Annotated in this window: 16 protein-coding genes, 2 pseudogenes and 1 riboswitch; of the genes and pseudogenes, 9 read left to right on the top strand and 9 right to left on the bottom strand. The window is 63.3% G+C overall.

Features of this window, described 5'->3' with window-relative positions; genetic code table 11:
• Positions 1-25: 25 nt before the first annotated feature.
• Both ACGLHR_RS20965 and ACGLHR_RS20960 read right to left on the bottom strand, forming a co-directional pair.
• Positions 26-2,833 carry an aminotransferase class I/II-fold pyridoxal phosphate-dependent enzyme gene (locus tag ACGLHR_RS20965; protein WP_400096175.1) on the bottom strand — a complete coding sequence of 936 codons (2,808 nt, stop codon included), beginning with the start codon at positions 2,831-2,833 and terminating at the stop codon, positions 26-28.
• A gap of 342 nt (positions 2,834-3,175) precedes the next feature.
• The gene (locus tag ACGLHR_RS20960; protein WP_400096174.1) at positions 3,176-4,072 is read right to left on the bottom strand and encodes a carbon-nitrogen hydrolase family protein; all 897 of its coding nucleotides are present in this window, start codon (positions 4,070-4,072) and stop codon (positions 3,176-3,178) included.
• Between the two features lie 273 nt (positions 4,073-4,345).
• Between ACGLHR_RS20960 and ACGLHR_RS20955 the strand changes: the two genes are divergently transcribed.
• Entirely contained in the window at positions 4,346-5,851 is a 1,506-nt protein-coding gene (locus tag ACGLHR_RS20955; RefSeq protein ID WP_400096173.1) for a PLP-dependent aminotransferase family protein, read from the top strand.
• A 38-nt stretch (positions 5,852-5,889) separates the two neighbouring features.
• Here the strand turns inward: ACGLHR_RS20955 and ACGLHR_RS20950 are convergent, their stop codons facing one another.
• Positions 5,890-7,293 carry a PLP-dependent aminotransferase family protein gene (locus ACGLHR_RS20950; RefSeq protein WP_400096172.1) on the bottom strand — a complete coding sequence of 468 codons (1,404 nt, stop codon included), beginning with the start codon at positions 7,291-7,293 and terminating at the stop codon, positions 5,890-5,892.
• Between the two features lie 306 nt (positions 7,294-7,599).
• On the opposite strand from ACGLHR_RS20950, the gene cyoA reads away from it, so the two are divergent.
• The 4 genes from cyoA (at position 7,600) to cyoD (ending at position 11,512) form a co-directional block, all read left to right on the top strand.
• Positions 7,600-8,469, top strand: coding sequence for a ubiquinol oxidase subunit II (cyoA, locus tag ACGLHR_RS20945; protein WP_400096171.1), 870 nt, complete (start codon positions 7,600-7,602; stop codon positions 8,467-8,469).
• Between the two features lie 89 nt (positions 8,470-8,558).
• Positions 8,559-10,535 (top strand): cytochrome o ubiquinol oxidase subunit I, encoded by a 1,977-nt coding sequence (gene cyoB / locus ACGLHR_RS20940; protein ID WP_400096170.1) that lies wholly within the window; start codon positions 8,559-8,561, stop codon positions 10,533-10,535.
• Positions 10,536-10,538: 3 nt separating this feature from the next.
• Positions 10,539-11,141, top strand: coding sequence for a cytochrome o ubiquinol oxidase subunit III (gene cyoC, locus ACGLHR_RS20935; RefSeq protein WP_400096169.1), 603 nt, complete (start codon positions 10,539-10,541; stop codon positions 11,139-11,141).
• A complete protein-coding gene (gene cyoD, locus ACGLHR_RS20930; RefSeq protein WP_400096168.1) occupies positions 11,138-11,512 on the top strand; it encodes a cytochrome o ubiquinol oxidase subunit IV in 375 nt (124 codons plus the stop codon). The genes cyoC and cyoD overlap by 4 nt, the downstream gene beginning before the upstream one ends.
• Before the next feature lie 150 nt (positions 11,513-11,662).
• Here the strand turns inward: cyoD and ACGLHR_RS20925 are convergent, their stop codons facing one another.
• The 3 genes from ACGLHR_RS20925 to ACGLHR_RS20915 form a co-directional block, all read right to left on the bottom strand.
• Positions 11,663-12,304 carry a hypothetical protein gene (locus tag ACGLHR_RS20925; RefSeq protein ID WP_400096167.1) on the bottom strand — a complete coding sequence of 214 codons (642 nt, stop codon included), beginning with the start codon at positions 12,302-12,304 and terminating at the stop codon, positions 11,663-11,665.
• A 188-nt stretch (positions 12,305-12,492) separates the two neighbouring features.
• Positions 12,493-12,732: a DUF2789 domain-containing protein gene (locus ACGLHR_RS20920; RefSeq protein ID WP_400096166.1), complete on the bottom strand. Its 240-nt coding sequence runs from the start codon at positions 12,730-12,732 to the stop codon at positions 12,493-12,495.
• A 72-nt stretch (positions 12,733-12,804) separates the two neighbouring features.
• Positions 12,805-13,962, bottom strand: coding sequence for an acyl-CoA dehydrogenase family protein (locus tag ACGLHR_RS20915; protein WP_400096165.1), 1,158 nt, complete (start codon positions 13,960-13,962; stop codon positions 12,805-12,807).
• Between the two features lie 385 nt (positions 13,963-14,347).
• Between ACGLHR_RS20915 and ACGLHR_RS20910 the strand changes: the two genes are divergently transcribed.
• The gene (locus tag ACGLHR_RS20910; RefSeq protein WP_400096164.1) at positions 14,348-16,795 is read left to right on the top strand and encodes a DUF3772 domain-containing protein; all 2,448 of its coding nucleotides are present in this window, start codon (positions 14,348-14,350) and stop codon (positions 16,793-16,795) included.
• 55 nt (positions 16,796-16,850) lie between these two features.
• Here the strand turns inward: ACGLHR_RS20910 and ACGLHR_RS20905 are convergent, their stop codons facing one another.
• Positions 16,851-18,119 (bottom strand): D-amino acid dehydrogenase, encoded by a 1,269-nt coding sequence (locus tag ACGLHR_RS20905; RefSeq protein WP_400096163.1) that lies wholly within the window; start codon positions 18,117-18,119, stop codon positions 16,851-16,853.
• 167 nt (positions 18,120-18,286) lie between these two features.
• Positions 18,287-18,384, bottom strand: a riboswitch (glycine riboswitch).
• Positions 18,385-18,914: 530 nt separating this feature from the next.
• On the opposite strand from ACGLHR_RS20905, the gene ACGLHR_RS20900 reads away from it, so the two are divergent.
• Positions 18,915-19,154, top strand: coding sequence for a hypothetical protein (locus ACGLHR_RS20900; protein ID WP_318232178.1), 240 nt, complete (start codon positions 18,915-18,917; stop codon positions 19,152-19,154).
• A 913-nt stretch (positions 19,155-20,067) separates the two neighbouring features.
• Here the strand turns inward: ACGLHR_RS20900 and ACGLHR_RS20895 are convergent.
• Positions 20,068-20,376: a hypothetical protein gene (locus tag ACGLHR_RS20895; RefSeq protein ID WP_318232179.1), complete on the bottom strand. Its 309-nt coding sequence runs from the start codon at positions 20,374-20,376 to the stop codon at positions 20,068-20,070.
• 217 nt (positions 20,377-20,593) lie between these two features.
• On the opposite strand from ACGLHR_RS20895, the pseudogene ACGLHR_RS20890 reads away from it, so the two are divergent.
• Positions 20,594-20,846 (top strand): annotated as a pseudogene (locus ACGLHR_RS20890) (hypothetical protein); the annotation flags it as partial.
• Between the two features lie 121 nt (positions 20,847-20,967).
• Here the strand turns inward: ACGLHR_RS20890 and ACGLHR_RS20885 are convergent.
• A complete protein-coding gene (locus ACGLHR_RS20885; RefSeq protein WP_400096162.1) occupies positions 20,968-21,981 on the bottom strand; it encodes an AraC family transcriptional regulator in 1,014 nt (337 codons plus the stop codon).
• A gap of 138 nt (positions 21,982-22,119) precedes the next feature.
• Between ACGLHR_RS20885 and ACGLHR_RS20880 the strand changes: the two are divergent.
• A pseudogene (locus ACGLHR_RS20880) lies at positions 22,120-22,422 on the top strand (3-keto-5-aminohexanoate cleavage protein); the annotation flags it as partial.
• Positions 22,423-22,444 lie beyond the last annotated feature (22 nt).

Raw genomic sequence — 22,444 nt, 5'->3', positions numbered from 1 at the left:
ATCCCGCTCCCGGCCCCCCGCCTCGCTACTTTTTTAGCGCGGGGCGTTCCGCCTGGGCCGCCGCCGCCACTTCATCGACCGTTGCCGTCGAGACTTCCACGACGGTCGAGACCGAGGCCTTGGCCGCGGCCGCAACCGCTGCCGCCGCCTCGCCGGCTGCCTGGAGCGCCAGTTGCTGGAGCGCTCCGTCGCCGAACACGCGGAAGCCCAGTTCCGGGCGGTAGCCGTGGATCTCCCGCACGTCCAGCGCCTGCATGAACTCGAGAATCTCCGAGCTGATGACCTGCCCCGGCACCAGGATCGGGAAGCCCGGGGGATATGGGATCACGAACAGGGCCGATACCACCTCACGCCCCTTGGAGATGGCCTTGGCCACCTCGGCCATGTTCAGGTACTCGCAATTCTCCTCGTCATAGGACATGAAGAAGGCCTTGCGGATATCGCCGTCCGGCGTTTCGATCTGCCCGCTGTTGCACACGCTGCGGAACGCAAAATGGAAGTGCGAGAAGTCCGGCAGCGGCGGCAGCTCCTTGGTCAGCGACGACACGCGCTTCTCGTGCAGGCGGCGCTCGATCACGCTCATGTCCGCGGTGCGCTCCTCCAGCTCCCTGGCAATCTTGATCAGCACCTCGATCAGGTAGGCCACGGACGAGCGCGTGGTGCCGATATTGGTCATGAACAGCACGGTGTTGCGGGACGTCTTGTTGATCTGGATGCCGTACTTGTCCATCAGGTACTTGTTCTTGAACGTGTCGCCGTCGATGCCGGAGGTGCCGATCGAGAGCGTCAGGCGCGTCGGGTCCAGCGCGAACTCATCCACGCGCCATGCGGCTTCCATGTTCGCCCAGCCGGATTCGGGGCTGTAGTAGGCCTCGATGCCCGATGGCCGGTACGCGGTCGGCACCACCCGGGAGACGTTGAGGAACTGGAAGTACTTCTTCAGCAACGGGTGTGTATGGATCCACTCGCGCAGCGTCATGGCCAGTTCCATCTGGCGCTGGACCAGCTCGTGGCCTTCCAGCTCCACCTGGCGGCGGCCGACATCGAGCGAGGCCAGGATCTGGTAGTTCGGCGATGTGGAGGTGTGCGTCATGTACGCCTCGTGGAACGCCTCCTCCGCCTTGTCCTTGAAGTCCTGGTCCCAGACATGGATCATGGAGCCCTGCCGCAGCGAGGTCAGGGTCTTGTGGGTGGACTGGGTCGCATAGACCCGGACCCGCGCGCGGTCCGGATCGGGCATCAGCCGGGTGGCCACGAGCTTGTCCTCGTCGTCCCAGTCAGCGCCGCCGAACGACGCGGTGAAATCCTCGTAGCGCCGCCGATAGTCCGCGCTATCGAGCTCGCGGCGCAGGCGCGATGCGCAGTCCATGCCGGTGCGCTGGCGGTAGGTGGGGTGAAAGCGGGCAAAAGCGAACCAGGCCTCGTCCCACAGGAAGATCAGGTCCGGCTTGATGGCCAGGCACTCCTCCATCACGCGCTTCACGTCATAGACCACGCCATCGAAGGTACAGTTGGTCAGCAGCACCATCTTGACCTTGTGCAGCGTGCCCGCCTGCTTGAAACGCAGCAACGTGCGCTTCATCTGGGCGATGGGGACGGCGCCGTACATCGAGAAATCGTCCAGCGGATAGGAGTCGAGATACGCCACCTTGGCACCCGCCAGGACCATGCCATAGTGGTGCGACTTGTGGCAGTTGCGGTCTACCATCACGATATCGCCCGGCTTGACCAGCGCCTGCACCACGATCTTGTTGGCAGTCGACGTGCCATTGGTCGCGAAGAAGGTGCGGCGCGCACCAAACGCGCGCGCAGCGTACTCCTGCGCGACCTTGATGGGCCCGATGGGATCCAGCAGCGAATCCAGCCCGCCGGAGGTGGCGGAGGTCTCCGCCATAAAGAGATTCAGGCCATAGAACTGCGCCATGTCCTGGATCCAGTGGGAGTTCATGATCGATTTGCCGCGCGCCAGCGGCAAGGCGTGGAACACCCCGGTTGGCTGCTTCGAGTACTCCTTGAGCGCCGTGAAGAACGGCGTCTTGTAACGCTCCGACACGCCCTTCATGATCGACATGTACAGCTCGGTGTGATCCTCCTCCCGGAAGAAGATCCGGTTGAAGACCTCGCCCAGCCGCGACGCGATCTCCTCGGCCTTCACATCCGTGACCAGGTACAGATCCAGTTCGGGACGCAGTTCCGCAATCTTCTGACCCAACAAGGGGCCGCGCTCGGACTCCGGCTGCTCCTCGATGCCCTCGTCCAGCCCTTCCAGGAACTTGCGCAGCAGGTCCAGTTCGTATTCCGATTTGAACGGAAAGCCATGCCGGATCACGCAAGCCTGCAGGTTGAAGTTGAAGAGCGTGGCGATCAGCGCGTCCTCGAAGCTTGGCACCACCACCACGTCCCAGACGAAGGGGTCATCCACCCGCTGCTTGCGCTGGACGCGCCGGCGCAGGGCCTCTTCGTCCTCGCGCGTCATGTCGTCGACGATCAGGACTTCGAAGTACGGTCGTGCTATTTGCGCCTGCATCTCCTCTTCCGTCTCGATCTCCGACGGCTCTTCGGATTCCGCATCCAGCGACAGCTTCTTGTGGCGGTAGGTATCGCTGGCCAGCATGCGGTTGATACGGTGCACGGCGATATTCAGCCGGCCCAGATCGCCAGCCTCGAACCACGCCGTCAGCTCCTCGAACAAGCGGTGCCCGGGAAACGCCCAGAACCGCTCGATCGGCTCGAGCATGGCCAGCGTCTCCTTTACCCGGGCGTGGCGCTCGACGAATTCCTTGCACTCCCGCGCGAGATTGACCAGGCGGCCCAGGTCATCAGTCAGATTCATCCAGCCATCCGCGCGCATTTCCCAAACGCTGCGGTAACGGTTTAGGGAAATGTTCTGCCCGGCCTTTGCTTTTCGTGCCGTGCTGCGTGCCATGTTATTCCTCTGCTAACTAGATAATCTCAACGCGCGGATCAGCAGCTGCGAATCCGTTGAATCGAACGACCGTTTTATTCCTGGTTTTATATTTACCCGTCGATATCCATTAACCGGATCAATAACAACCCAGAAGGCAAGCGCTACCCATTGGGCCAGCGATCACGCTTTCCCCCGGATATTTGAATACGGTTTTTTTCCCGCCACGCCGGGAAGGCATGGCGGCCTGCCGGGGCTTTCCCCCTGCGGCTACTCGCCCGCCGGCCCGGTCACTTCCGGCTGCGCGTCTTCCAGGACACCCGGCTTCACCAGCTTTCCGAGCGAATGGAGATAGGCATCGGCACCGCTGTTGCGCTGGTAGACCGGGAACTCCACCTCCCGGTCGCGGAAACTCTTCAGCGGCTGGCCAAGCCCACGCAAGCCACGCTCGCGCTCGCGCCGGACCTTCTCGAAATCGATCTCGACGGGAATGATCTCAGCGGTGCCCGAGCCGGCTTCGTGCAGCACATAGCCAGCAGGATCCACCACGATGGAGCGGCCCACGCCACCATCGCCGACCCCATTGATATCGAAGAAGTAGACCTGGTTGGTTGCGGCCGATGCCCGCACGATCGACAGTTCGATATCGCGGTCGATGGTGTCCGTCATGGTCGGGTGCAGGATGACTTCCGCGCCCATCGCCACCAGTGTCCGGGTGGTCTCCGGGAACCACATGTCATAGCAGATCGAGATACCAAAGCGCCCCGCGTGCGGCACGTCGAACACCACGAACTCGCTGCCCGCGGCAATGCCTTGCTCGTAGGGCCGAAAGGGAAACAGCTTGCGGAAACGGGCGACCACGTTCCCGGCCGGATCGATCACCGGCGAGGTGTTGTAGATTGCACCATCACGGCGCTCGAACAGGGATCCCGGTATCAGCCACAAGCCGTACTTGGCGGCCATCTCGCACAGGCGGGCCTCGGCCGCGCCCGGCATTTCCTCGGCCTTGGCCGGGCTCGGGCCGAAGGCCGCCAGTTCGGAGAACAGCACCATGTCGACCCAGGGAAAGCGATGCCTGACATGCGCCAGGTAGCGATGCATCTGCGTGATGTTCTCTTCGAATGCCGACACCGGCATCTGGATACCTGCTACTGCAAAACGCTTCATTGAATGCCTCAAGAAATACAACATATCAGCGATTAACCACGCACCGACATGGGGATATCCGCCATCACCTTTTAAACCGTCCAGGCAATGATTTAAGTGCCCGCTCAATTGCAGGTCTTTCGCAGGTCTTTCCTGTTTTTTGGATTCACGGCGGCGGTTCGTTACTTGTTTTAAATGGTTATGTGGTAATGCCGCGACATGATGGGATCTACTCTACAAGCCTGTTGGCTCCACTGTATAGTGCCGGTACAAATTTTCAGATGGAGCCAAGAATTGAGAGAGACGCCGCTGACCGATTGGCTTCTCGCGCGCAGTCACTGGAGCCAGCCCGAAAGATCCGGCGCTCCGCTGAACAGGCAGTTGTTTGACGACATCCGCGAGGCCATCCTCGCCGGCCAGCTATCCCCGGGCACACGGTTGCCACCCACGCGCGAACTTGCCCGGGAACTGAGCATTGCCCGCAACACGGTTTTGTATGCCTATGAACGGCTCACCGACGAAGGCTACACGCACACACATGGCGGCAGTGGCACCTATGTTGGCGATACCGCCCCTGATCCTGCCCTGCTCGCCCGCATGGTGGACCCGAGCCAGGCCAGCGAACCCACGCCGCTCCCTGGCAATGCATCCAGGCTCTCCCAGCGCGCGCGCGAGCTGCTTGCCAGCGTTGGCGCATCTGACCTGCAAGTGGGTGCGTTCGTGCCCGGCATTCCGGATGTCAGCCAGTTCCCGCGCGGCGTGTGGCAGCGCCTGATCACCAAGGTCTGGAAGACCGCCAGCCAGGAGCAGCTGGGCTATGGCAGCCGGCATGGCTATCCGCCGCTCAAGCGTGCGTTGACGGAGTATCTGTCGCTCGCCCGGGGCGTGGATTGTTCCCCGGAACAGATCATCGTGACGCAGGGCAGCCACCAGGCCATCGATCTTTGCGCCCGGCTGCTCGCGGACCCCGGCGAACTGGTCTGGGTCGAGGACCCATGCTATTGGGGCGCGCGTAGTGTCTTTCGCTCGGCGGGCCTGCAGATGGAGGCCATCCCCGTGGACGAGCACGGGATCCAGCCACCAATTGCGCCGGAAACCGCGCCAAGGCTGATGTTCGTCACGCCCTCTCATCAATACCCTAGCGGCGTGGTGATGAGCCTTGCGCGGCGCCGCCTGCTGACGGAGCTGGCGCATCGCCACAATGCGTGGATCATCGAAGACGACTACGACAGCGAGTTCCGCTACCAGGGCGCGCCTTTGCCGTCGCTGCAAGGACTGGACCCGCATCGCAACACCATTTACGTCGGCAGCTTCTCGAAGGTGCTCTATCCCGGCTTGCGGCTCGCCTTCCTGATCGTGCCGCCGGAGCTGGTCGACGCCTTCTCGGTGGCGCAATCCGAGCTCCATCGTGGCGGGCAACTATCGGTGCAGGCGGCGCTGGCGGAGTTTATTTCCGATGGCCATTACGCGGCGCACGTACGGCGCATGCGCAAGATCTATGGCGAGCGCCAGGCGCTGCTGATTGATGAATTGCAGCGTCAGCTCGGCGACGAGGTGGCAATCGTCGGCACGGACACCGGGCTGCATTTGAGCGTCATTCTCCGGCACGCCAACGACCAGCTGGTATCGCGTTGCGCCCTGGCGCAAGGCATCGTGGCGCGCCCGCTGTCGTCCTATTTCGCCACGCCCGAGCGCTCGCAGAACGGCCTGGTCCTGGGCTACGGCGGCGTACGGGATGACGAGATCCGGCCGGCGGTGGCCAGGCTGGCTTTGGCCATCGATGTGCTGAAGAACGCCTGATCCGCGCAAGCTGCTGATTTCCTCCTGACGGCCCGACACTAGACCACGATCTCCCCGGACATCTGCGGCCTGCGCACCAATAGCTCTGCGAGCTTTTTCAACGCAGCGGCGAGATGGGCACGCGTTTCGACCCCACCCAACGAGATGCGGATCGCATTAGGCGGCGTGGGGCCGGAATAGAACGCATCGGAAGCGGTGACGCGCAGATCCTCGGCGCGCGCGGCCTGCGTCAGCGCCAGCGAAGTCCAGTAGCTCGGCAACGTATGCCAGACGTGTATGCCGCTGGGCGGCGCCTGGTCCACGCTTGCGAGCAACTGCCGCGCAAGCTCGCGCCGCGCAAACGCTTCCGTGCGGATCCCGGCCAGCAGCTGGGCGGCGGAGCCTTCGTGAATCCACTGAGTGGCCAGGGCCGTCGACAGCGGTGTCGACATCAGCGCGAAGGAGCGCAGCGCGGCCAGCACGCCGGCCCGGCTGCGCGCTTCGGGCAGGCGGATGTAGGCGGTGCGCAGCCCCGGGCTCAGGCATTTCGACAGCGTGGCAACGTAGTAGACCTGGCCCGGCGCAAAGTGGGCCACGGGCGGCGGCATATTGATGCCGAGGAGCCAGTAGGGATCGTCCTCGATGATCCAGGCGCCACACTTCTGCGCGGCCAGCGCGACATCGCGGCGCCGGTGCGCGGGCATGGTCCGCGTGGTCGGGTTCTGGATGGTCGGGTTGAGGTAGATCGCGCGGGCGCCATGCTCGCGGCACGCTTGCTCCAGCGCATCGGGCCGCATCCCTTCGTCATCGGTGGCCACCGTCACCACGCGGCGCCCGAGCTGTTCGGCCGCCGCGCGCAAACCGGGATAGATCAGCGGCTCCGCAAGGATCGCCTCGCCTGGCTGCGTGAGCGTGAGGATCAGCGCCGCCAGCGCGGCCTGGGCACCGGGGCAGGCAATCAACTGCTGCGGGCTGACCGACTCCAGCACCGGTTTCAGCCACATGGCGCCGGCGGCCCGGTCCGCCCTGCTGCCGCCACCAAGCTGGTAGGTCATGAGCAGGTGCGCATCGGAGCGCAGCAGCACCTGTGACAACCCTCGCTGCAGCAGGTCATGGAAGTCCACCCCAGCGGGAGGCGGCGGCACGTTCATGCTCAGGTCGACCATCTGCGCCAGTTCGACCTTTGGCGGGGCGACGAACGTGCCCAGCGCCCCGCGTGCCTCGATCAGGTTGCGCCGCTTGGCCTCGGTGAACGCCCGCGTCACCGTGGTGAGATCCACCCCGAGCTGCCTGGCCAGCTCGCGCTGCGGCGGCAGGCGGTCGCCCGGGTTCAGGCGCCCTTCTCCCACCGCGCGCTCGATGAAGCCAACGATCTGCTGGTAGCGCGCGCCCTCGCCGCGCACGAAGGCGGCGGCCCAGTCGGGTCCGTCGCCCTCATCTTGTATGGATTTATTCTGATGCATTTTGCTTGATGTATGGGCTTTGTCTTACATTATCATGCGCCGCAGCATCACACAAATCCATACATTTAACGCTTTGCATGCGTTTCCCGCCAGTCCGGCGGAATCCCCTCTCTCGCGATGGTTTCCAGCGTGCCGTGGCAGGCAGTCTCGACGCGTGCGCCGGTTATGTGATGCATAACTGAGGTGTGTCTTATGCGTAACTCAATTGCCGGCGCAAGCGCTGCTGTCCGGCGAGAATCCAGCGACTGGCTGAATGCGTGCAAGGGAGGGCTCCGCCATGCGGGGCTGTTCCTCGGTGGGGCAGCGATGCTCCTTCTCAGTGGCTGCCAGCTGGAGCTGCTATCCCCGAAGGGCGACATCGGGCACCAGGAAAAGACGCTGATCCTGGTCTCGCTGTTCATCATGCTGCTGGTCGTGGTGCCGGTCATTTTCCTGACGCTGTACTTCGGCTGGCGCTATCGCGCCTCCAACACCAAGGCAACGTATGCGCCCAAGTGGGCGCACTCCACCCGCATCGAGGTGGTCATCTGGACCATCCCGTGCGTGATCGTGGCCGGCCTGGCGGTGCTGATCTGGAACACCACCCATTCGCTGGATCCCTACAAACCGCTTGAGTCGAAGGTCAAGCCGATCCGCGTCGAAGCCGTGGCGCTGAACTGGAAATGGCTGTTCATCTACCCGGACTACGGCATCGCCTCGGTCAACCGGCTGCCTATACCCGTCGATACGCCGATCAATTTCAGCATCACCGCGGAATCGATGATGAACTCCCTGTTCATCCCGCAGCTCGGCAGCATGGTCTATGCCATGGCCGGCATGGAGACCAAGCTGCACCTGATCGCCGACACGCCGGGCACTTATGCCGGGCTGTCCGCGGCCTATAGCGGCCCCGGCTTCTCCGACATGCATTTCGACACCGTGGCCACCTCGCGCGAGGCATTCGACGCGTGGGTACGGCAGGCCAGGCGGTCGCTACTGACGCTGGACGAGAAGGCCTACAAGACGCTGGAGCTGCCGAGCACCAAGGAGCCGGCGACGGTCTACGCGGGCGTTGCGCCCGGCCTGTTCCAGAACATCGTCAACAAGTACATGCATAGCGATATGCGCGCCAATATGCGTGGCGATGTGCGTGGCGACGTTTGCACAGCCCAAAGCCCCCCACTGGCTGCCAACTGATGAAGCCAATGAATCCGCAATACATGCAATACATGCACTGCATGCAACACACGCAACGCCACCGCGCCGCGGCCACGGAGCACTGATCCATGTTCGGCAAATTAAACCTCGAGGCGATTCCGTACCATGAGCCCATCATCATGGGTACGCTGGTCGCCGTCATTCTGGGCGGCATCGCGCTGCTCGGCGCCGTGACCTACTTCGGCAAATGGAAGTACCTGTGGACCGAGTGGATCTGCTCGGTCGACCACAAGCGCATCGGCGTGATGTACATCATCATGGCGCTGGTCATGCTGCTGCGCGGCTTTGCCGACGCCATCATGATGCGCGTGCAGCAGGCGATCGCTGTCGGCGATGCGGCCGGCTACCTGCCCCCGCACCACTACGACCAGATCTTCACCGCCCACGGCGTGATCATGATCTTCTTCGTGGCGACGCCGTTCATCCTCGGCTTGATGAACGTCATCGTGCCACTGCAGATCGGCGCGCGCGACGTAGCCTATCCGTTCGTCAACTCACTCAGCTTCTGGCTGGCGGCAGCGGGCGCGGTGCTGGTGATGATGTCGATGTTCGTCGGCGACTTTGCCGCCACGGGATGGGTGGCCTATCCACCGCTGTCCGAGCTGGGATACAGCCCGACGGTGGGGGTGGACTACTACATATGGTCACTACAGATATCGGGCTTGGGGACCACGCTCACCGGGATCAACTTCATCGTCACCATCCTGCGCATGCGTGCCCCGGGCCTGACGCTGATGAAGATGCCGGTGTTCACCTGGACCGCGCTGATCACCAACATCCTGATCGTTGCCGTGTTCCCGGTGCTGACCGCCACGCTCGCGCTGCTCACCGCCGACCGCTATCTGGGCATGCATTTCTTTACCAATGAGCTTGGCGGCAACGCCATGATGTACGTCAACCTGATCTGGGTCTGGGGCCACCCCGAGGTCTACATCCTGATCCTGCCGTGCTTCGGGGCCTTCTCCGAGATCATCTCCACGTTCTCCGGCAAGCCGCTTTTCGGCTACAAGTCGATGGTGTACGCCACCTCGTCCATCGGCATCCTGTCGTTCTTCGTCTGGCTGCATCACTTCTTCACGATGGGCTCGGGCGCGAACGTCAATGCCTTCTTCGGGATCATGACGACCATCATCTCGATCCCGACCGGGGTGAAGCTGTTCAACTGGCTGTTCACGATGTACCGCGGCCGCATCCGCTACCACTCCTCCACGCTGTGGACGATCGGCTTCATGGTGACCTTTGCCGTGGGCGGCATGACCGGCGTGCTGCTGGCCGTGCCCGGCGCGGACTTCTTGCTGCACAACAGCCTGTTCCTGGTCGCGCACTTCCACAACGTGATCATCGGCGGCGTCATCTTCGGCTGCCTGGCCGCGATGAGCTTCTGGTTCCCCAAGGTGTTCGGCTTCACCCTGAACGAGCGCTGGGGCAAGATCTCGTTCTGGTGCTGGCTGGTGGGCTTTTACCTGGCCTTCATGCCGCTCTACGTGCTCGGCTTCAAGGGCATGACCCGCCGGATGAACCACTACACGCACGCAGACTGGCAGCCCTACCTGATCGTGGCGCTGTGCGGTGCCGTGATCATCGGCGCGGGCATCGTCGCCCTGCTCGTCCAGCTGGCCGTGAGCGTGCGCGACCGCAAGCACAACCCCGACCTCACTGGCGACCCGTGGGATGGCCGCAGCCTGGAGTGGGCCACGGCCTCGCCGGCGCCCTTCTACAACTTCGCCCATGTGCCGCACATCACCTCGCTGGAGCAGCACTGGGATGACAAGGAGGCCGGGCGCGCCTACGTGCGGCCAAGCCACTACGAGGACATCCACATGCCAAGGAACACCAGCGCGGGGGTGATCGTCTCCGCGTTCGGCCTGGTGCTGTGCTTCGCCCTGGTCTGGCACATGTGGGCGGTGGCGGCCCTGGGCCTGCTGGGCGTGATCGGCACCTTCATCGCACGGACCTACAACCGCGACGTGGACTACTACGTCCCGGCGGCTGAAGTCGAACGCATCGAAAACGCGCGCTATGCGCAGCTACGCAAGGCGGCTTGACCCATGAGCTACACAGTCATTCACAACACGCACGAGCACGTGGCGCACGACGACGGCTCCAAGACCACGCTGGGGTTCTGGATCTACCTGATGAGCGACTGCCTGATCTTCGCCGTGCTGTTCGCTACCTTCGGGGTGCTCGCCGGCAATACGGCAGGCGGCCCGGGCGGCCGCGACCTGTTCGAGCTGCCATTCGTGCTCGGCGAAACCATGCTGCTGCTGGTCAGCAGCTTCACCTTCGGCGTGGCCATGCTGAACATGCAGCCCGGGCGGGAGCGCCAGGTCATCCAGTGGCTGGGCGTCACGTTCTTGCTCGGCGCGGCCTTCATCGCCATGGAGCTGTATGAGTTCGCCGAGCTGCTGCATGCCGGCGCGGGGCCGGGCGTCAGCGCGTTCCTGTCTGCCTACTTCTCCCTGGTGGGCACCCACGGCCTGCATGTGAGTTGCGGCCTGCTGTGGATCCTGGTCATGATGCACCAGGTCAAGCGCTTCGGGCTGGATGGCGTGACCCGGCGCCGCCTGGCCTGCCTGAGCCTGTTCTGGCACTTCCTGGACCTGATCTGGATCTGCGTGTTCACCTTTGTCTATCTGCGAGAGTTTGTATGAAGACCGCCCACCTCCCCACAGGATCCGCTGCGCACGCCGCGCATGGCAGCATGAAAGGCTATGTGATCGGCTTTGCGCTGTCGCTGGCGCTCACCCTCGCGTCTTTCGGCGCGGTGATGGGAGGGTTCGTGCCGAAGGGCATGGGCCTTGCGGCCATCGTGCTGCTGTGCGTTGCGCAGCTGGTGGTGCAGCTGGTGTTCTTCCTGCATATCGGCACGTCTGCGGACCAGCGCATGAACACCGCGATTTTCGTCTGCACCGGGCTGCTGATCGCCATCATCGTGGCAGGCTCGCTATGGGTCATGCATAACGCCAACGTCAACATGATGCCGATGGATATGTCGCCGGAACGCGCGCGTTTGCGCGACTAGGACCACAGCGCGGCCGGATCTCGCGTTATGCGGATCCGTGGTTTGATCCCCTCCCGCTTCGTGGGCTTCGTGGGCTTCGTGGGCTTCGTGGGAGAGGGGAGCAACCCAGCGGTGAATCCACACTCACTGAAGCCTGGCGACCCCGGAAAGCTAGATAAGCAGACCGCCGGCGGCCGCCGCGCTCCTGGCCGCGGGCCAGTGACGGGCATTTTGAAACCGCGTAGTCCGGTCGCCGAGCATGCTGGCGCCCCCCTCCCAATAGACCCAGCTCCGGCCTCTTCTAAGGCGGTCCAGATAGGCGTCTTCAAATCCGGCTGGCACGCGATGGGCGAGTGAGGCCAGCGCGCTTTCGTCGACGCCAAGCGCACCAGCAAGCCTGAACTTCCCCCCAGACAGGCCATCCGCGATTCTCAGGTCCAGGTAAGGCACGAATAGTCCGGTGCGGCGCAGCGCCGCCGGCATCGCGGTGGTCCATACCTGGATGCCAGCACGCAATGCACCGAGCGCGAGCGAGAACGCCCGCTCGTTCCTGGCCATCAGCACACGCCCGCTAAGCATGCCATCCACCAGTTCCTTGCCTGCGCCAGTGAATGCCAGCGGTGCAAGCGAGGCGCGGTCGGGATGGCCTTCGCTCAGAAGCGCAAGGCAAGCCGCGAGGCCGCTGGCGCTCTGCTCACCATGACTTAAAACCGGACAACGCGGATCGGATTCGGAAAGCAAAACCAGCACATCGGCGGCGTGGCGCGGCGACGCCAGCACGATACGGTCATAGGCGAGACCGGCGTCTCGCATGCACAGTTCAAGCGCGGTGCAGGCCGGACATCCGGCCAATACAAATAACTGGTACTTCATGGCTGCGGCGATTTCCCCTGGCGTCGACAATGACGCGCGTCCAGGGGATGTTGCCGCACCGCAGCAATGCAGAACAGGAGCAGAAGTACACTATTTGGAACGGAGCAGGCTCGAATTTCACCGAGGCTTTATCCGGGCACCCGCAGCGCGGCATTCAGCTGGTCAACGACCTCCGCCCAGTCAGCATCTTCCAGGATTTCCTCCCGCAGCAACGTGGCCTGCGCGGGCGTCCAGAAAGGGGCGTCGGCAAGCACGACGTCGGGGGCCAGGGGAGAATGCGCGGCCAGGAATTCACGGATGCCCTTTTCGTCGGCAGGCAGGCCCAGTTGCGCAAACAGCTCGGAAAAATGGTGGAAGGCATTGTCCATGGCGAGCGAACCTCCTGCGGTGAAATGCATCACTGTTTAAATCACTGTTTGATCCTGCACGCTGAGAGGGATTCAGCCCCGCGCAATCCGCTTGGCCATGCTCCAGCGATGCACCTCCGAGGGACCATCGTAGATCCGGAAGGCGCGCATGTCGCGGAAGATGCGCGCGACGATGGTTTCATCCGTCACCCCGCTGCCGCCAAGCACCTGCACGGAACGATCCACCACCCGCCACAAGGCCTCCGAGCAGTACACCTTGGCCAGGCTGGACTCATCGCGCCCCTTCTCGCCCTGGTCCAGCACCCAGGCGCAGTGCCAGATGGTCAGGCGCGCGGTGTGCATGTCCATCTCGTTGTCGGCCAGCATGAACCCCACGCCCTCATGCTCCACCAAGGTCCGGCCAAACGCGCGGCGTTGCCGCGCATAGTTGACCGCGATGTCGTGCGCGCGCCGGGCCGCCCCGAGCCAGCGCATGCAGTGCGTCAGCCGCGCCGGGGCCAGGCGCAGTTGCGCGTAGCGGAATCCTTCGCCGAGCTTGCCGAGCACGTCGCTCGCCGGGACTCGCAGGCCATCGAAGCGCACCACGGCATGCCCGCCCGTGAAGCACGTATCGAGCGCATCCATCTGCCGCTCGATCTCGACACCGGCCTGGTTCATGTCAGCGAGGAACATGGTGGCCGAGCCGTCTTCCATCCGCGCCATGATGATGGCGAAGGTGGCGCCGGTGGCGCCCGTGATAAACCACTTCCGGCCAGTGATCACGAAATGATCGCCATCGCGCACCGCCGTGGTTTGCAGCATCGACGGATCGGCTCCCGCGCCTGGCGCCGGCTCGGTCATGCAAAAGCACGAGCGCGTGTGCCCGTCGATCAGGGGCTGCAGCCAGCGCGCCTTCTGCTCCGGCGTGGCGACCAGTTCCATCAGGTGGATGTTGCCTTCGTCCGGCGCATGGATGTTCATCGCGACCGGCCCCAGCGGCGAGTAGCCCGCCTCTTCAAAGACAATGGCCTTGTCCCGGTGCGAAAGCCCGAGGCCTCCGGCCTCCGTGCTGGCGTGGGGTGTCAGCAAGCCCGCTGCCCTTGCCTTTGCCACCAGGTCCGCCCGCAGGTCCTCGGTTGGGCCATGCGGCGTTTGCCGGGGATCGCGCTCCATCGGCATGACCTGGTCAGCAATGAACTGGCGGGTACGCTCCTGCAAATCCCGTTGAACGGAAGTCAGACTGAAGTCCATTGGCTTGCCTCGTGTTGGTTCGTGGTGGTTCGTGTTCTGGTTGGGCCGATGCGGGCCACTGGTAGAAATTCTAGTGCAGGATTATCCGCACGCCACCTGGCGCCCGAGTTGCGTATCGTGCACTGCGCAACGGCACGCCATGCCTTCTGTATAATTCGACTTCTTTCAGGCAAACCTTCCGCTTCAAGCGGCTTGCCATCAAGCGGCTTGCCAGTCACGCGGCATCGCCCCGGGCGCTCCGATCGATTCCCATCTTGATCGCCAGCGCGGCCGTCCAACACCCTGATCGTCGACCCCGGTCACCCGCCGTCTGGCGAAGCATGGCAATCCACGCGAACCTGTTCGATTGCCTGCCCGGCTAGCCGATCAGCAAAGTTCTTGTCCTATGAGCAAACTCCCCAAGCTCGCGCTGAGCCTTGTGCTGGTTGCGCTATTGCAGCTGATCCCCACAGCGCTCCCGAATGCAGCAACGGCAACGGCAGCCACAGCCGCCGACACCACCTCGAATGCGGACGCGCCCGCCACCAAGCCGCTGTCGCACGCGGATGCCGTGGCCGAGCTGAAACGGCTCCAGACCGAACAGGACCGCATCAAGCAACTGGCGTCGTCGCCCACCAGCGGCACGCAGCTCGAAGGGCTGGATGACGCCATCCACCAGCTGGCAAGCGACGTCGACAAGCTGACCGCAGCGCTCACGCCCCAGCGCGCGCAGTTGCAGGCACAACTCGACGTGCTCGGGCCGCCACCCGCCGCGGGCACCACGCCGGAGGCGGCTGCAGTCGCACAGCAGCGGGCAGACCTGAATGCGCGCAAGGCCCAACTGGACAGCGGACTCAAGCAGGCCGCCGAGGTCAAGGGCAATGTCACCAACCTGACCGAGCAGATCGCCAAGCTGCAGCGCAGCCGCTTGAAGAACCAGCTCGCGCTGCAGTCGGCCGGCATCCTTAGCAAGCAATTCTGGGAACCGTTGTTCGCGCCAAGCCCGGAGGACCAGCAGCGGCTGAGCGCTTTCAAGGGACAAGTCACGCCGTTGTGGGACCTGGCCTGGCAGCCCGGGCGGCAAGCGATTACCGCGCTACTCCTGCTACTTGCGATCGGCGTCTGGACCATCGGCCGACGGTTGATCGAGCGGGCACTGGCGTGGTTCTGCCTGACACGCTTGCCCGAAAGCCGGCTGCGGCGCAGCGCGCTCGCGCTGGCGACTGTGCTCGCGACGGTTGCTGCGACCGCCATCGCGGTACAGCTCGTGTGTATCGCGTTCGCCCCGCACTACGAGCTGCCGGGGCAGGTGCAAGACCTGATCAGCGAGCTCGGCAAGCTAGCATTGACGAGCGCGCTGATCGCGGGCCTGGGACGGGCATTGCTGTGCACGCGCCATCCCTCATGGCGCCTGCCGGCGCTCGCCGACAAGGTCGCGCTGGCGATGCGTCCTTTCCCGACCGCCCTCGCGGGCCTGCTACTGATTGCCGGCACGCTCGAGCAACTCAACCGGACCGCGGATACGAGCCTGCAGGTGACCTTGCTAGGCCGCGGCCTGGTGTCGCTTGTGGTGGTGCTGACAATCGGCGCAGCGCTGCTGCGCGCCAACCGCGTGCGCACGATGCTAGCCGCGGCGGGCGAGCGGCCTGAAGCGCGCTCCACCTTCGCCGGCCTGATTCACGCTGGCGTGACGGTGACGGTCGTCGCCTCATTGCTGGCGCTGCTGATCGGCTATATCACGTTCGCGCGCTTCCTGACCTATGAGCTCGTGTGGATCGACATCGTCCTGTGCAGCTTGTACCTGTTGACGCAACTGACCCGCGACGTCTGCGAAAGCGTGTTCAGCGCGCACCATCCGAGCGGCAAGGTCATCAAGCAATTGTTCGGCCTCGGGGACAGCCATCTCGAGCAAGCGTCGACGGTGCTGTCGGGGATCGGCACCAGCCTGCTGCTCCTGGTGGCGGTCATTGCGCTGCTGACCGGCGGCTTCGGCACCACGCCGAGCGACCTGCTCAACAGCCTGCTGACGATGCTCGGCGGGGAGCGGCTGCGCAGCCTCAACATCATGCCCGACCGCATCCTGAACGCTGTCATCGCGTTGTCGGTCGGCATCTACCTGCTGCGCTCGGTGCGGCGCTGGCTGGATGCGGAACTCCTGCCGAAAGTCTGCATGGAAGCAGGCCTGCGCGCCTCGCTCGTCACGCTGTTCAGCAACATCGGCTACGTGCTGATCGTGTTGCTGACGCTATCGCTGCTGGGCGTCAGATGGGAAAACCTGGCCTGGATCGTCAGCGCGCTGTCCGTCGGCATTGGCTTCGGCCTGCAGGAGATCGTCAAGAACTTCGTGTCGGGCCTCATCCTGCTGACCGAGCGCCCGGTGAAGGTCGGCGACATGGTGAGCATCGGCGGCGTGGAAGGCGACATCAAGCGCATCAACGTGCGCGCGACGGAGATCCTGCTGGGCGACCGCTCCACCGTGATCGTGCCTAACTCGCAGCTGATCTCGCAGAACCTGCGCAACGTGACGATGAGCAACAGCACGCAAGGCGTCGCGACGCTGCTGCTCACCTTCCCGTTGAACATCGATCCCGAACAGGTGCGCGAACTGCTGCTCGACTCCTATCGGGAGAATGAGGCGATTCTCGACAAGCCCGCGCCATCCGTCACGTTCAGCCAGCTGGCGCCGAACGGGATCACGCTTAGCGTGACGGGCTACGTAGGCAGCCCGCGGATCGCCACCGCGACCAAGAGCGACCTGCTGTTCGAGATCCTGAAGCGGCTGCGCGCGGCCGATATCTCGCTGTCGGTCCCGCAGACGTTGCGGGTGGAGAATATGGCCGCGCTCGGCGTGTAACGCGTTGGCTGGCTTCAGGCCCGATTGCCGGCCCTTGCCAGTCCCTGGCAGCCTGTCAAGGACTAACCAGCGCCACCCTATCCTGCACGCCATGCACGCGCTTGGCGCCCATGGCTTGCTGCACGACATCGCCGATCATGTCGGCGGTGACCGCCGACAGCGTCCACCCCAGATGGCCGTGGCCGGTGTTGTAGAACACGCAGGACGCACGGCCCCGGCCCACGCGCGGCAGCATGGTAGGCATCATCGGCCGCAGGCCGGCCCAAGGCACCACGCTACGCGTGCTGACACCGGGGAAGCACTGGTTGACCCACTCCACCAGTGGACGGATGCGGTCGGCGCGAATGTCGCGGTTGTAGCCGTTGAACTCCGCCGTGCCCGCCACGCGGAAGCGGTCGACGCCCAGGCGGCTGGTGACCAGCTTGGTCTCATCGTCGAGCAGGCTGACGACGGGCGCGGCAGCCTGGCTTTGCGCGTCGTTCAGGTTGACCGTGATCGAATAGCCCTTGACCGGATAGATGTTGACGCGATCGCCAAGGCTGGCGGCCAGCGCCCGGCTGGCGGTGCCGGCACAGACCACCACGCCGTCGAACACGCGCGATTCGGTCTGCTGGCCGTCGCTGCTGACGATGGCGACCTGCCGGCCATCAGTGCTGACCGACTGGACATCCTGGTTGTACAGGCATCGCACGCCCAGGCGGTCGATCGCCGCGGCCATGCCGCTGGTGAACTTGTGGATGTCGCCGGTGGAATCGCTCTGGGTGAAATAGCCTCCGTAGTACTCGCCGGCCAGGGTCGGCTCGATGGCGCGCATCTCTTCCGGTGTGACGGCATGGCGCGCAAGGCCGCCCTCGGCCAGCAGCTTCGATACCCTGCCAGCGTGGTCGAAGCCCGCCTTGTCGCGATAGATGTGGAGGATGCCCTCCTTCTTCAGGTCGAAATCGATTCCCTCGGCCGCGGCCCAGGCGAACAGGTGGTCGCGCGCGGCAATCGCCAGGCGCGTCGTTTCCACGGTGTTCTTGCGGTATTGGGGAATGGCGGCGATGAACTCGGCGAACCAGGACAGCTTGTGCCAGCTCGGGCGCGGGTTGACCAGCAGCGGCGCATCGCTCTTGAGCATCCACTTGATGCCCTTGAGGATGGTGGACCAGTGGGTCCAGACTTCGGCGTTGGAGGCGGAAAGCTGGCCGCCATTGGCGAACGAGGTTTCCATGGCGGCATAGCGGTGTTTTTCGAGCAGGGTGACCGAGAAACCGCGCTTGGCGAGTGCGTAGGCAGTGGTCACGCCAGTGATGCCACCACCGATAACGGCAATTGTTCTCATCTCTTTGGTTCCAGGACGTCGAGTGGGAGCCTCTTGCGCGACATGCGCGAAAGACGCCCCCTCTGTCCTTGACCTGAGAGATTCACGATGCGCCACTTTGGGGTGGCGCGGATCGCTTGCTCCTTCGGTACCGCCGGCTGACGAGCGCCGGGGTTCTTCAGAGTTCAAACGTGATATCGGTCCTTTTGCCTGAGAGTTTCCGGGGCGGTTGCTCCTTCGGCGCTGCCTGGCAGCATGGCCAGGCGGTCTCTCCCGATATCAACTTTGCGTCGCGGCCGTTGGATGCCTGCCTGCTTTACCAAGCGAGTCTCCGGCGGCGCGATGCAGAACTTTAGCATTAGTCATGTCCGCGTGAGGAACTTTTTATTGCCCGCTCAAGGAGAACCTGTCAGGCGGCCGAGATGCCAGGTCCGAACAGGGCGTTGATAACAGGGCGTTGATATTAGCGGCCTTTGGCATCGGGGACTCCAGTCTGGTCGACAGTGCCGCCCCCGGTGCCTTTGCGCGGCCCTCCCGTGCAGCCCGTCGGGTTCGGCCTTCCCTGCGCTCTCCGACGCCGGCTTCACGACGCAGTCAGACGCCTCTGAAACACGTGGATCCCCCTAATATTCAAAGTACAAGTTACGAGAAGGCATTTCCTACAAAGCGAGCCGCGCAAGCCGTACCCTTGTCGAGGCACCGCGCATGATCTGCTGGCCCGACGCGCGTCCGGCGCGCCCGCCAGCAAGATCTTGGGCTTGCTGGCAAGCTAGCACAAACGAGGAATCCGACCTTCTCAACCACGAAGGGGCCCGAATGAAACTCACGATCACCCTTGAGTTCACCCCGGCTGCACAGGCCGCAGCCAGAGACATCGACCTGGACCTGACACCGCACACCGGCGCGCTAACGCCGGTGATCGGCGACCTGATCCAGTTCCCGGGACAACCAATCATCTTTGTGGTCATCGGTCGCATGTGGCAGCCACGCGCCCCGGACAACGTCGAGCTTCGCATCATGCTCGATCTGTCGCCTGCGCCGCTGTCTGTCGTATGAGGGCGCTCCAATTCTCGAAAGGCGTTTGCAGCGGCAACAGGGCGACTGTTTCCTACTGCATCGCACAAGATGCAGCAGATTCGATTCCTGGAACACCCCTGCTTTGTTTGAGGAAAGCTATGCCGTATGCCGGCCTTAAACGTGCGGGCATTGGTTGGCTCAAAACAAAGGAGTTGTCGAGATAGGGAGAGATAAATTACCAGAGATAAGTCAGCGAGTCGAAGCGCAACCACACCCGCCAATCATCCCGGTCGGCCGGATAATGTGACAAATCTGTTAAATCTGATGTTATTTCGGAATGATTGTTATCTGTCGGACTTTGACATAGATTGGACTCTGAGGATTTTTTCCTCTCCCGACTGTACGCTCCCCGTGTATGAGTCTCGGCACCAAAAGGCGCGGCACCACCGCGCCTTCTTTTTTTGTCAGCGTGCCGCCTCGGGGTCAGAACCATCGGATTGCAACTTTTACACCCAACGCGTCACCATCGCCTGCCTGCATGCAGTCACTCTGCATTTCCCGTTCGCACCTCGCGCCGCCGCCTTGCCAGGGCGCGTTTTTCTTTAGCATGCGGCGACGGGCACCAGTGTTTGGGAGACGAGCTTTTGGGCGGGGGTGGCGGATTTCAGAAATGTTAATCGTCACTGTCAACGGCAATATGGTCAATCTCTCGCTTCGCGGCTCGATATGCATCATCGATCGCAATATCTTCCGAGGCTGCAGGCTCCCGAGTGTTTTGCCTGTGTCCGTGCCCACGGATGACATAGGACCAGTCCCACCGATCACCCGCGACCCTTATCGTCTGGATGGAGATATCCCGGCCTTTGTACTTGAAGTCCATATGTGCCTCGCCGGATTTCGGAGGACCGCAGCACGCTGCGTGGTTGACCCGGATGGGGATACGGCGCGCGAATCAGAGAGCGCCTGGGTTCGCCCGGCCTTCGTCTATCAGCTTCTCGGCATAGTCGCGCGCATGCTGCCACGCCTCGCCTTCGGAAAAGTACTGCCCAGGCACAGGTTCGTGCTCGAAGATCTTGATCGAGCTTCCGTCCGCCGCTTTTGCACAGATCGTCACCTCGCCCTGCCAAGGTCCACCGGTTGGCGACGTTGCGCTAGCCTCATACCAGTGATCTTTGTAGTACGTGAAGCCTTGGAGATCCATAGCCTTCTCCAGTTGTTCAAGAGAATCGTAGCACGGCCCAAGGACGACAATCGGCTCCATTTCCGTCGTGGTTCCTGCCCTCGGATATAAACCGCTCCCACGCCCCGGGAGTGCCAGGTAACCCTGCGCGCGGCAATCAGGGGACGAAAAACGCCTCGCCGCACAGAAGGAGATGCGGCAAGGCGAAGGAAGGTTGAGAGGAACCTCCCAAGGGATCTTTAGAATGCATGCTAGTTCTCGCCGCGAACGTCTGCTAACGCACATGACGCTGATTCGCTTTGGACAGATGTTCATTGCACGGCTGTGCGTAGGCATTGGCGAGGCGGCCTATGGCAGTGTGGGCATCGCCGAAGTGCCTGAAACCTCGCCAGAGGCTGTACGAACTCCTTGCGGCGCCCTCCATTCTCTGCGCCTATGCGGGCAGCGCGCTGCAGTTGCTCGTCATGGGGGCGCTGCTGGCATGGATGTCCAGCTTCCTTTCCCGCTACTACGGCTTGGGAACCGATCGCGCGGGCCTGGTCGCGGCGATGCGACCAGCGCAGCATGGTTGGCGTTGCCGCAGGCGTGCGCCACAAGTTCTGACCGCACCGTAGCGGGCTGCCCGACGCTCGCCTTGGCCGCCGCCGCGCTGCGGGTTAGCCAGCGGCTTTTTTAGCCATCTGAGCGCCGCCCCTGCGCGCGCCACGCCGACACACTGCACCCAAAGCGGCCACTGAACCAGCGTGAGAACGCGCTCAGCGACGAAAAGCCGAGCAGCGCAGCCACTTCGGAAAGCGGACGCTCGCCGTTCTCGATGTACCGGATCACCAGGTCGGCACGTGCCTCGGCGAGGACTGCCAGGTAAGTCGTATGTTCCTGCTCGAGCCGGCGGTGCACGGTCCGCCGGTCGACGCTCAGGTGCTGGGCCACACGCTCGACTGAGCACAGCCCCGTGGGCAGCAGCGCATAGACGAGCTTGCGCACCTTGTCCGACATCGTGGCGGCCGTCGACTGCGCCAGCAGCGTGCCGAGATAGCGCTTCACCTGCTGTGCCATCACCGGGTCATACGAAGGCAAAGGCGCCTCCAGGTCCGATGCGAGGCAGACAATGCCATCAAAGTCCTGGTTGAATGCCGTGGGCATGCCGAACACCCGTGCGAACGTGGCCGTGCTGGCGGGCGCGGCATGCGTGAAACAGATGCTGCGCGGGCGCCACGACTGCCCCAGGAACAGGCGCAGCATGCGGAACATCACGCCGACCGCCAGGTCACTGGCCTGGCGCAGCGTACCGGGCTGGTCGCTTAGCACCTGCAGCCGGATCATCACCACGCCGTCGCCTTCCTCCATGCGCATGGAAAGCGCCTCGTTCTGCAAACCCATGTAGCGGACCATCGACTCCAGCGCGCGGCGCAGCGTCGGCTCCTCGCGTACCACAAAGGCAAGCGGCCCCAGGTTGGAGAATTCGCGCAACTCAGCCATGCGCAGGCCGAAATCGTCCACCTTGGCTGCCCTCGCCGACGTGTCCAGCAGCCGGCCAACCGATGCCGCGGGTATCCGGATATCGGGATCCAGCAAGACCGAGCGGCTGATCTTTGCCGCCCGCAGGTGCTGGTATGGATCCAGGTCGACGGCGCGCGCCACTTCAACGTAGTTGGTAAGGCTGGCGCTGCGCAGATAGTAGGACATTAGTCGAACACCGTGTTTTCCCTGGCTGTCCCAAAATGTAAATCGAATGTCCCGAATAGTCAAATCGGAACACGGCGTTCACCGATACTCCAGGCATGGCAGCTCCCTTGACAAGCACAGCCCAGCCGGAGGCGATTTATGCAATTCCTTGACGATTCCCTGCATCCCGAGAACATGGACAAAGTGGTGATCACCGTTGCCCCTTATGGCCCGGAATGGATGCCCCAGGACTTTCCCGAGGACATTCCCGTCACCATGGAGGAACAGGTTCAGAAAGCCGTTGACTGCTACAACGCGGGCGCCACGGTGTTGCACCTGCACGTGCGGGAACTGGACGGCAAAGGCTCCAAGCGGCTGTCCAAATTCAATGAGCTGATCGCCGGCTTGCGCACCGCCGCTGAACCTCACCTTGACCGGCATCGGGGGCGGATTCGATGGTCCCAATCCATTCAAATTCTTCAAC

The sequence above is a fragment of the Cupriavidus sp. CuC1 genome, from assembly GCF_044627735.1.
In the GTDB taxonomy this organism is placed as follows: domain Bacteria; phylum Pseudomonadota; class Gammaproteobacteria; order Burkholderiales; family Burkholderiaceae; genus Cupriavidus; species Cupriavidus ulmosensis.
This window is presented reverse-complemented; position numbering and strand designations above follow the sequence as displayed.

Bases quoted from the DNA above. Each gene is read 5' to 3' on its own strand.
- ACGLHR_RS20925 (WP_400096167.1), bottom strand. From the start codon at position 12,304: ATGCGAGACGCCGGTCTCGCCTATGACCGTATCGTGCTGGCGTCGCCG.
- cyoC (WP_400096169.1), top strand. From the start codon at position 10,539: ATGAGCTACACAGTCATTCACAACACGCACGAGCACGTGGCGCACGAC.
- cyoA (WP_400096171.1), top strand. From the start codon at position 7,600: ATGCTCCTTCTCAGTGGCTGCCAGCTGGAGCTGCTATCCCCGAAGGGC.
- ACGLHR_RS20920 (WP_400096166.1), bottom strand. From the start codon at position 12,732: ATGGACAATGCCTTCCACCATTTTTCCGAGCTGTTTGCGCAACTGGGC.
- ACGLHR_RS20895 (WP_318232179.1), bottom strand. From the start codon at position 20,376: ATGGAGCCGATTGTCGTCCTTGGGCCGTGCTACGATTCTCTTGAACAA.
- ACGLHR_RS20965 (WP_400096175.1), bottom strand. From the start codon at position 2,833: ATGAATCTGACTGATGACCTGGGCCGCCTGGTCAATCTCGCGCGGGAG.
- ACGLHR_RS20900 (WP_318232178.1), top strand. From the start codon at position 18,915: ATGAAACTCACGATCACCCTTGAGTTCACCCCGGCTGCACAGGCCGCA.
- ACGLHR_RS20905 (WP_400096163.1), bottom strand. From the start codon at position 18,119: ATGAGAACAATTGCCGTTATCGGTGGTGGCATCACTGGCGTGACCACT.
- ACGLHR_RS20910 (WP_400096164.1), top strand. From the start codon at position 14,348: ATGAGCAAACTCCCCAAGCTCGCGCTGAGCCTTGTGCTGGTTGCGCTA.
- cyoD (WP_400096168.1), top strand. From the start codon at position 11,138: ATGAAGACCGCCCACCTCCCCACAGGATCCGCTGCGCACGCCGCGCAT.
- ACGLHR_RS20915 (WP_400096165.1), bottom strand. From the start codon at position 13,962: ATGGACTTCAGTCTGACTTCCGTTCAACGGGATTTGCAGGAGCGTACC.
- ACGLHR_RS20885 (WP_400096162.1), bottom strand. From the start codon at position 21,981: ATGTCCTACTATCTGCGCAGCGCCAGCCTTACCAACTACGTTGAAGTG.
- cyoB (WP_400096170.1), top strand. From the start codon at position 8,559: ATGTTCGGCAAATTAAACCTCGAGGCGATTCCGTACCATGAGCCCATC.
- ACGLHR_RS20960 (WP_400096174.1), bottom strand. From the start codon at position 4,072: ATGAAGCGTTTTGCAGTAGCAGGTATCCAGATGCCGGTGTCGGCATTC.
- ACGLHR_RS20950 (WP_400096172.1), bottom strand. From the start codon at position 7,293: ATGCATCAGAATAAATCCATACAAGATGAGGGCGACGGACCCGACTGG.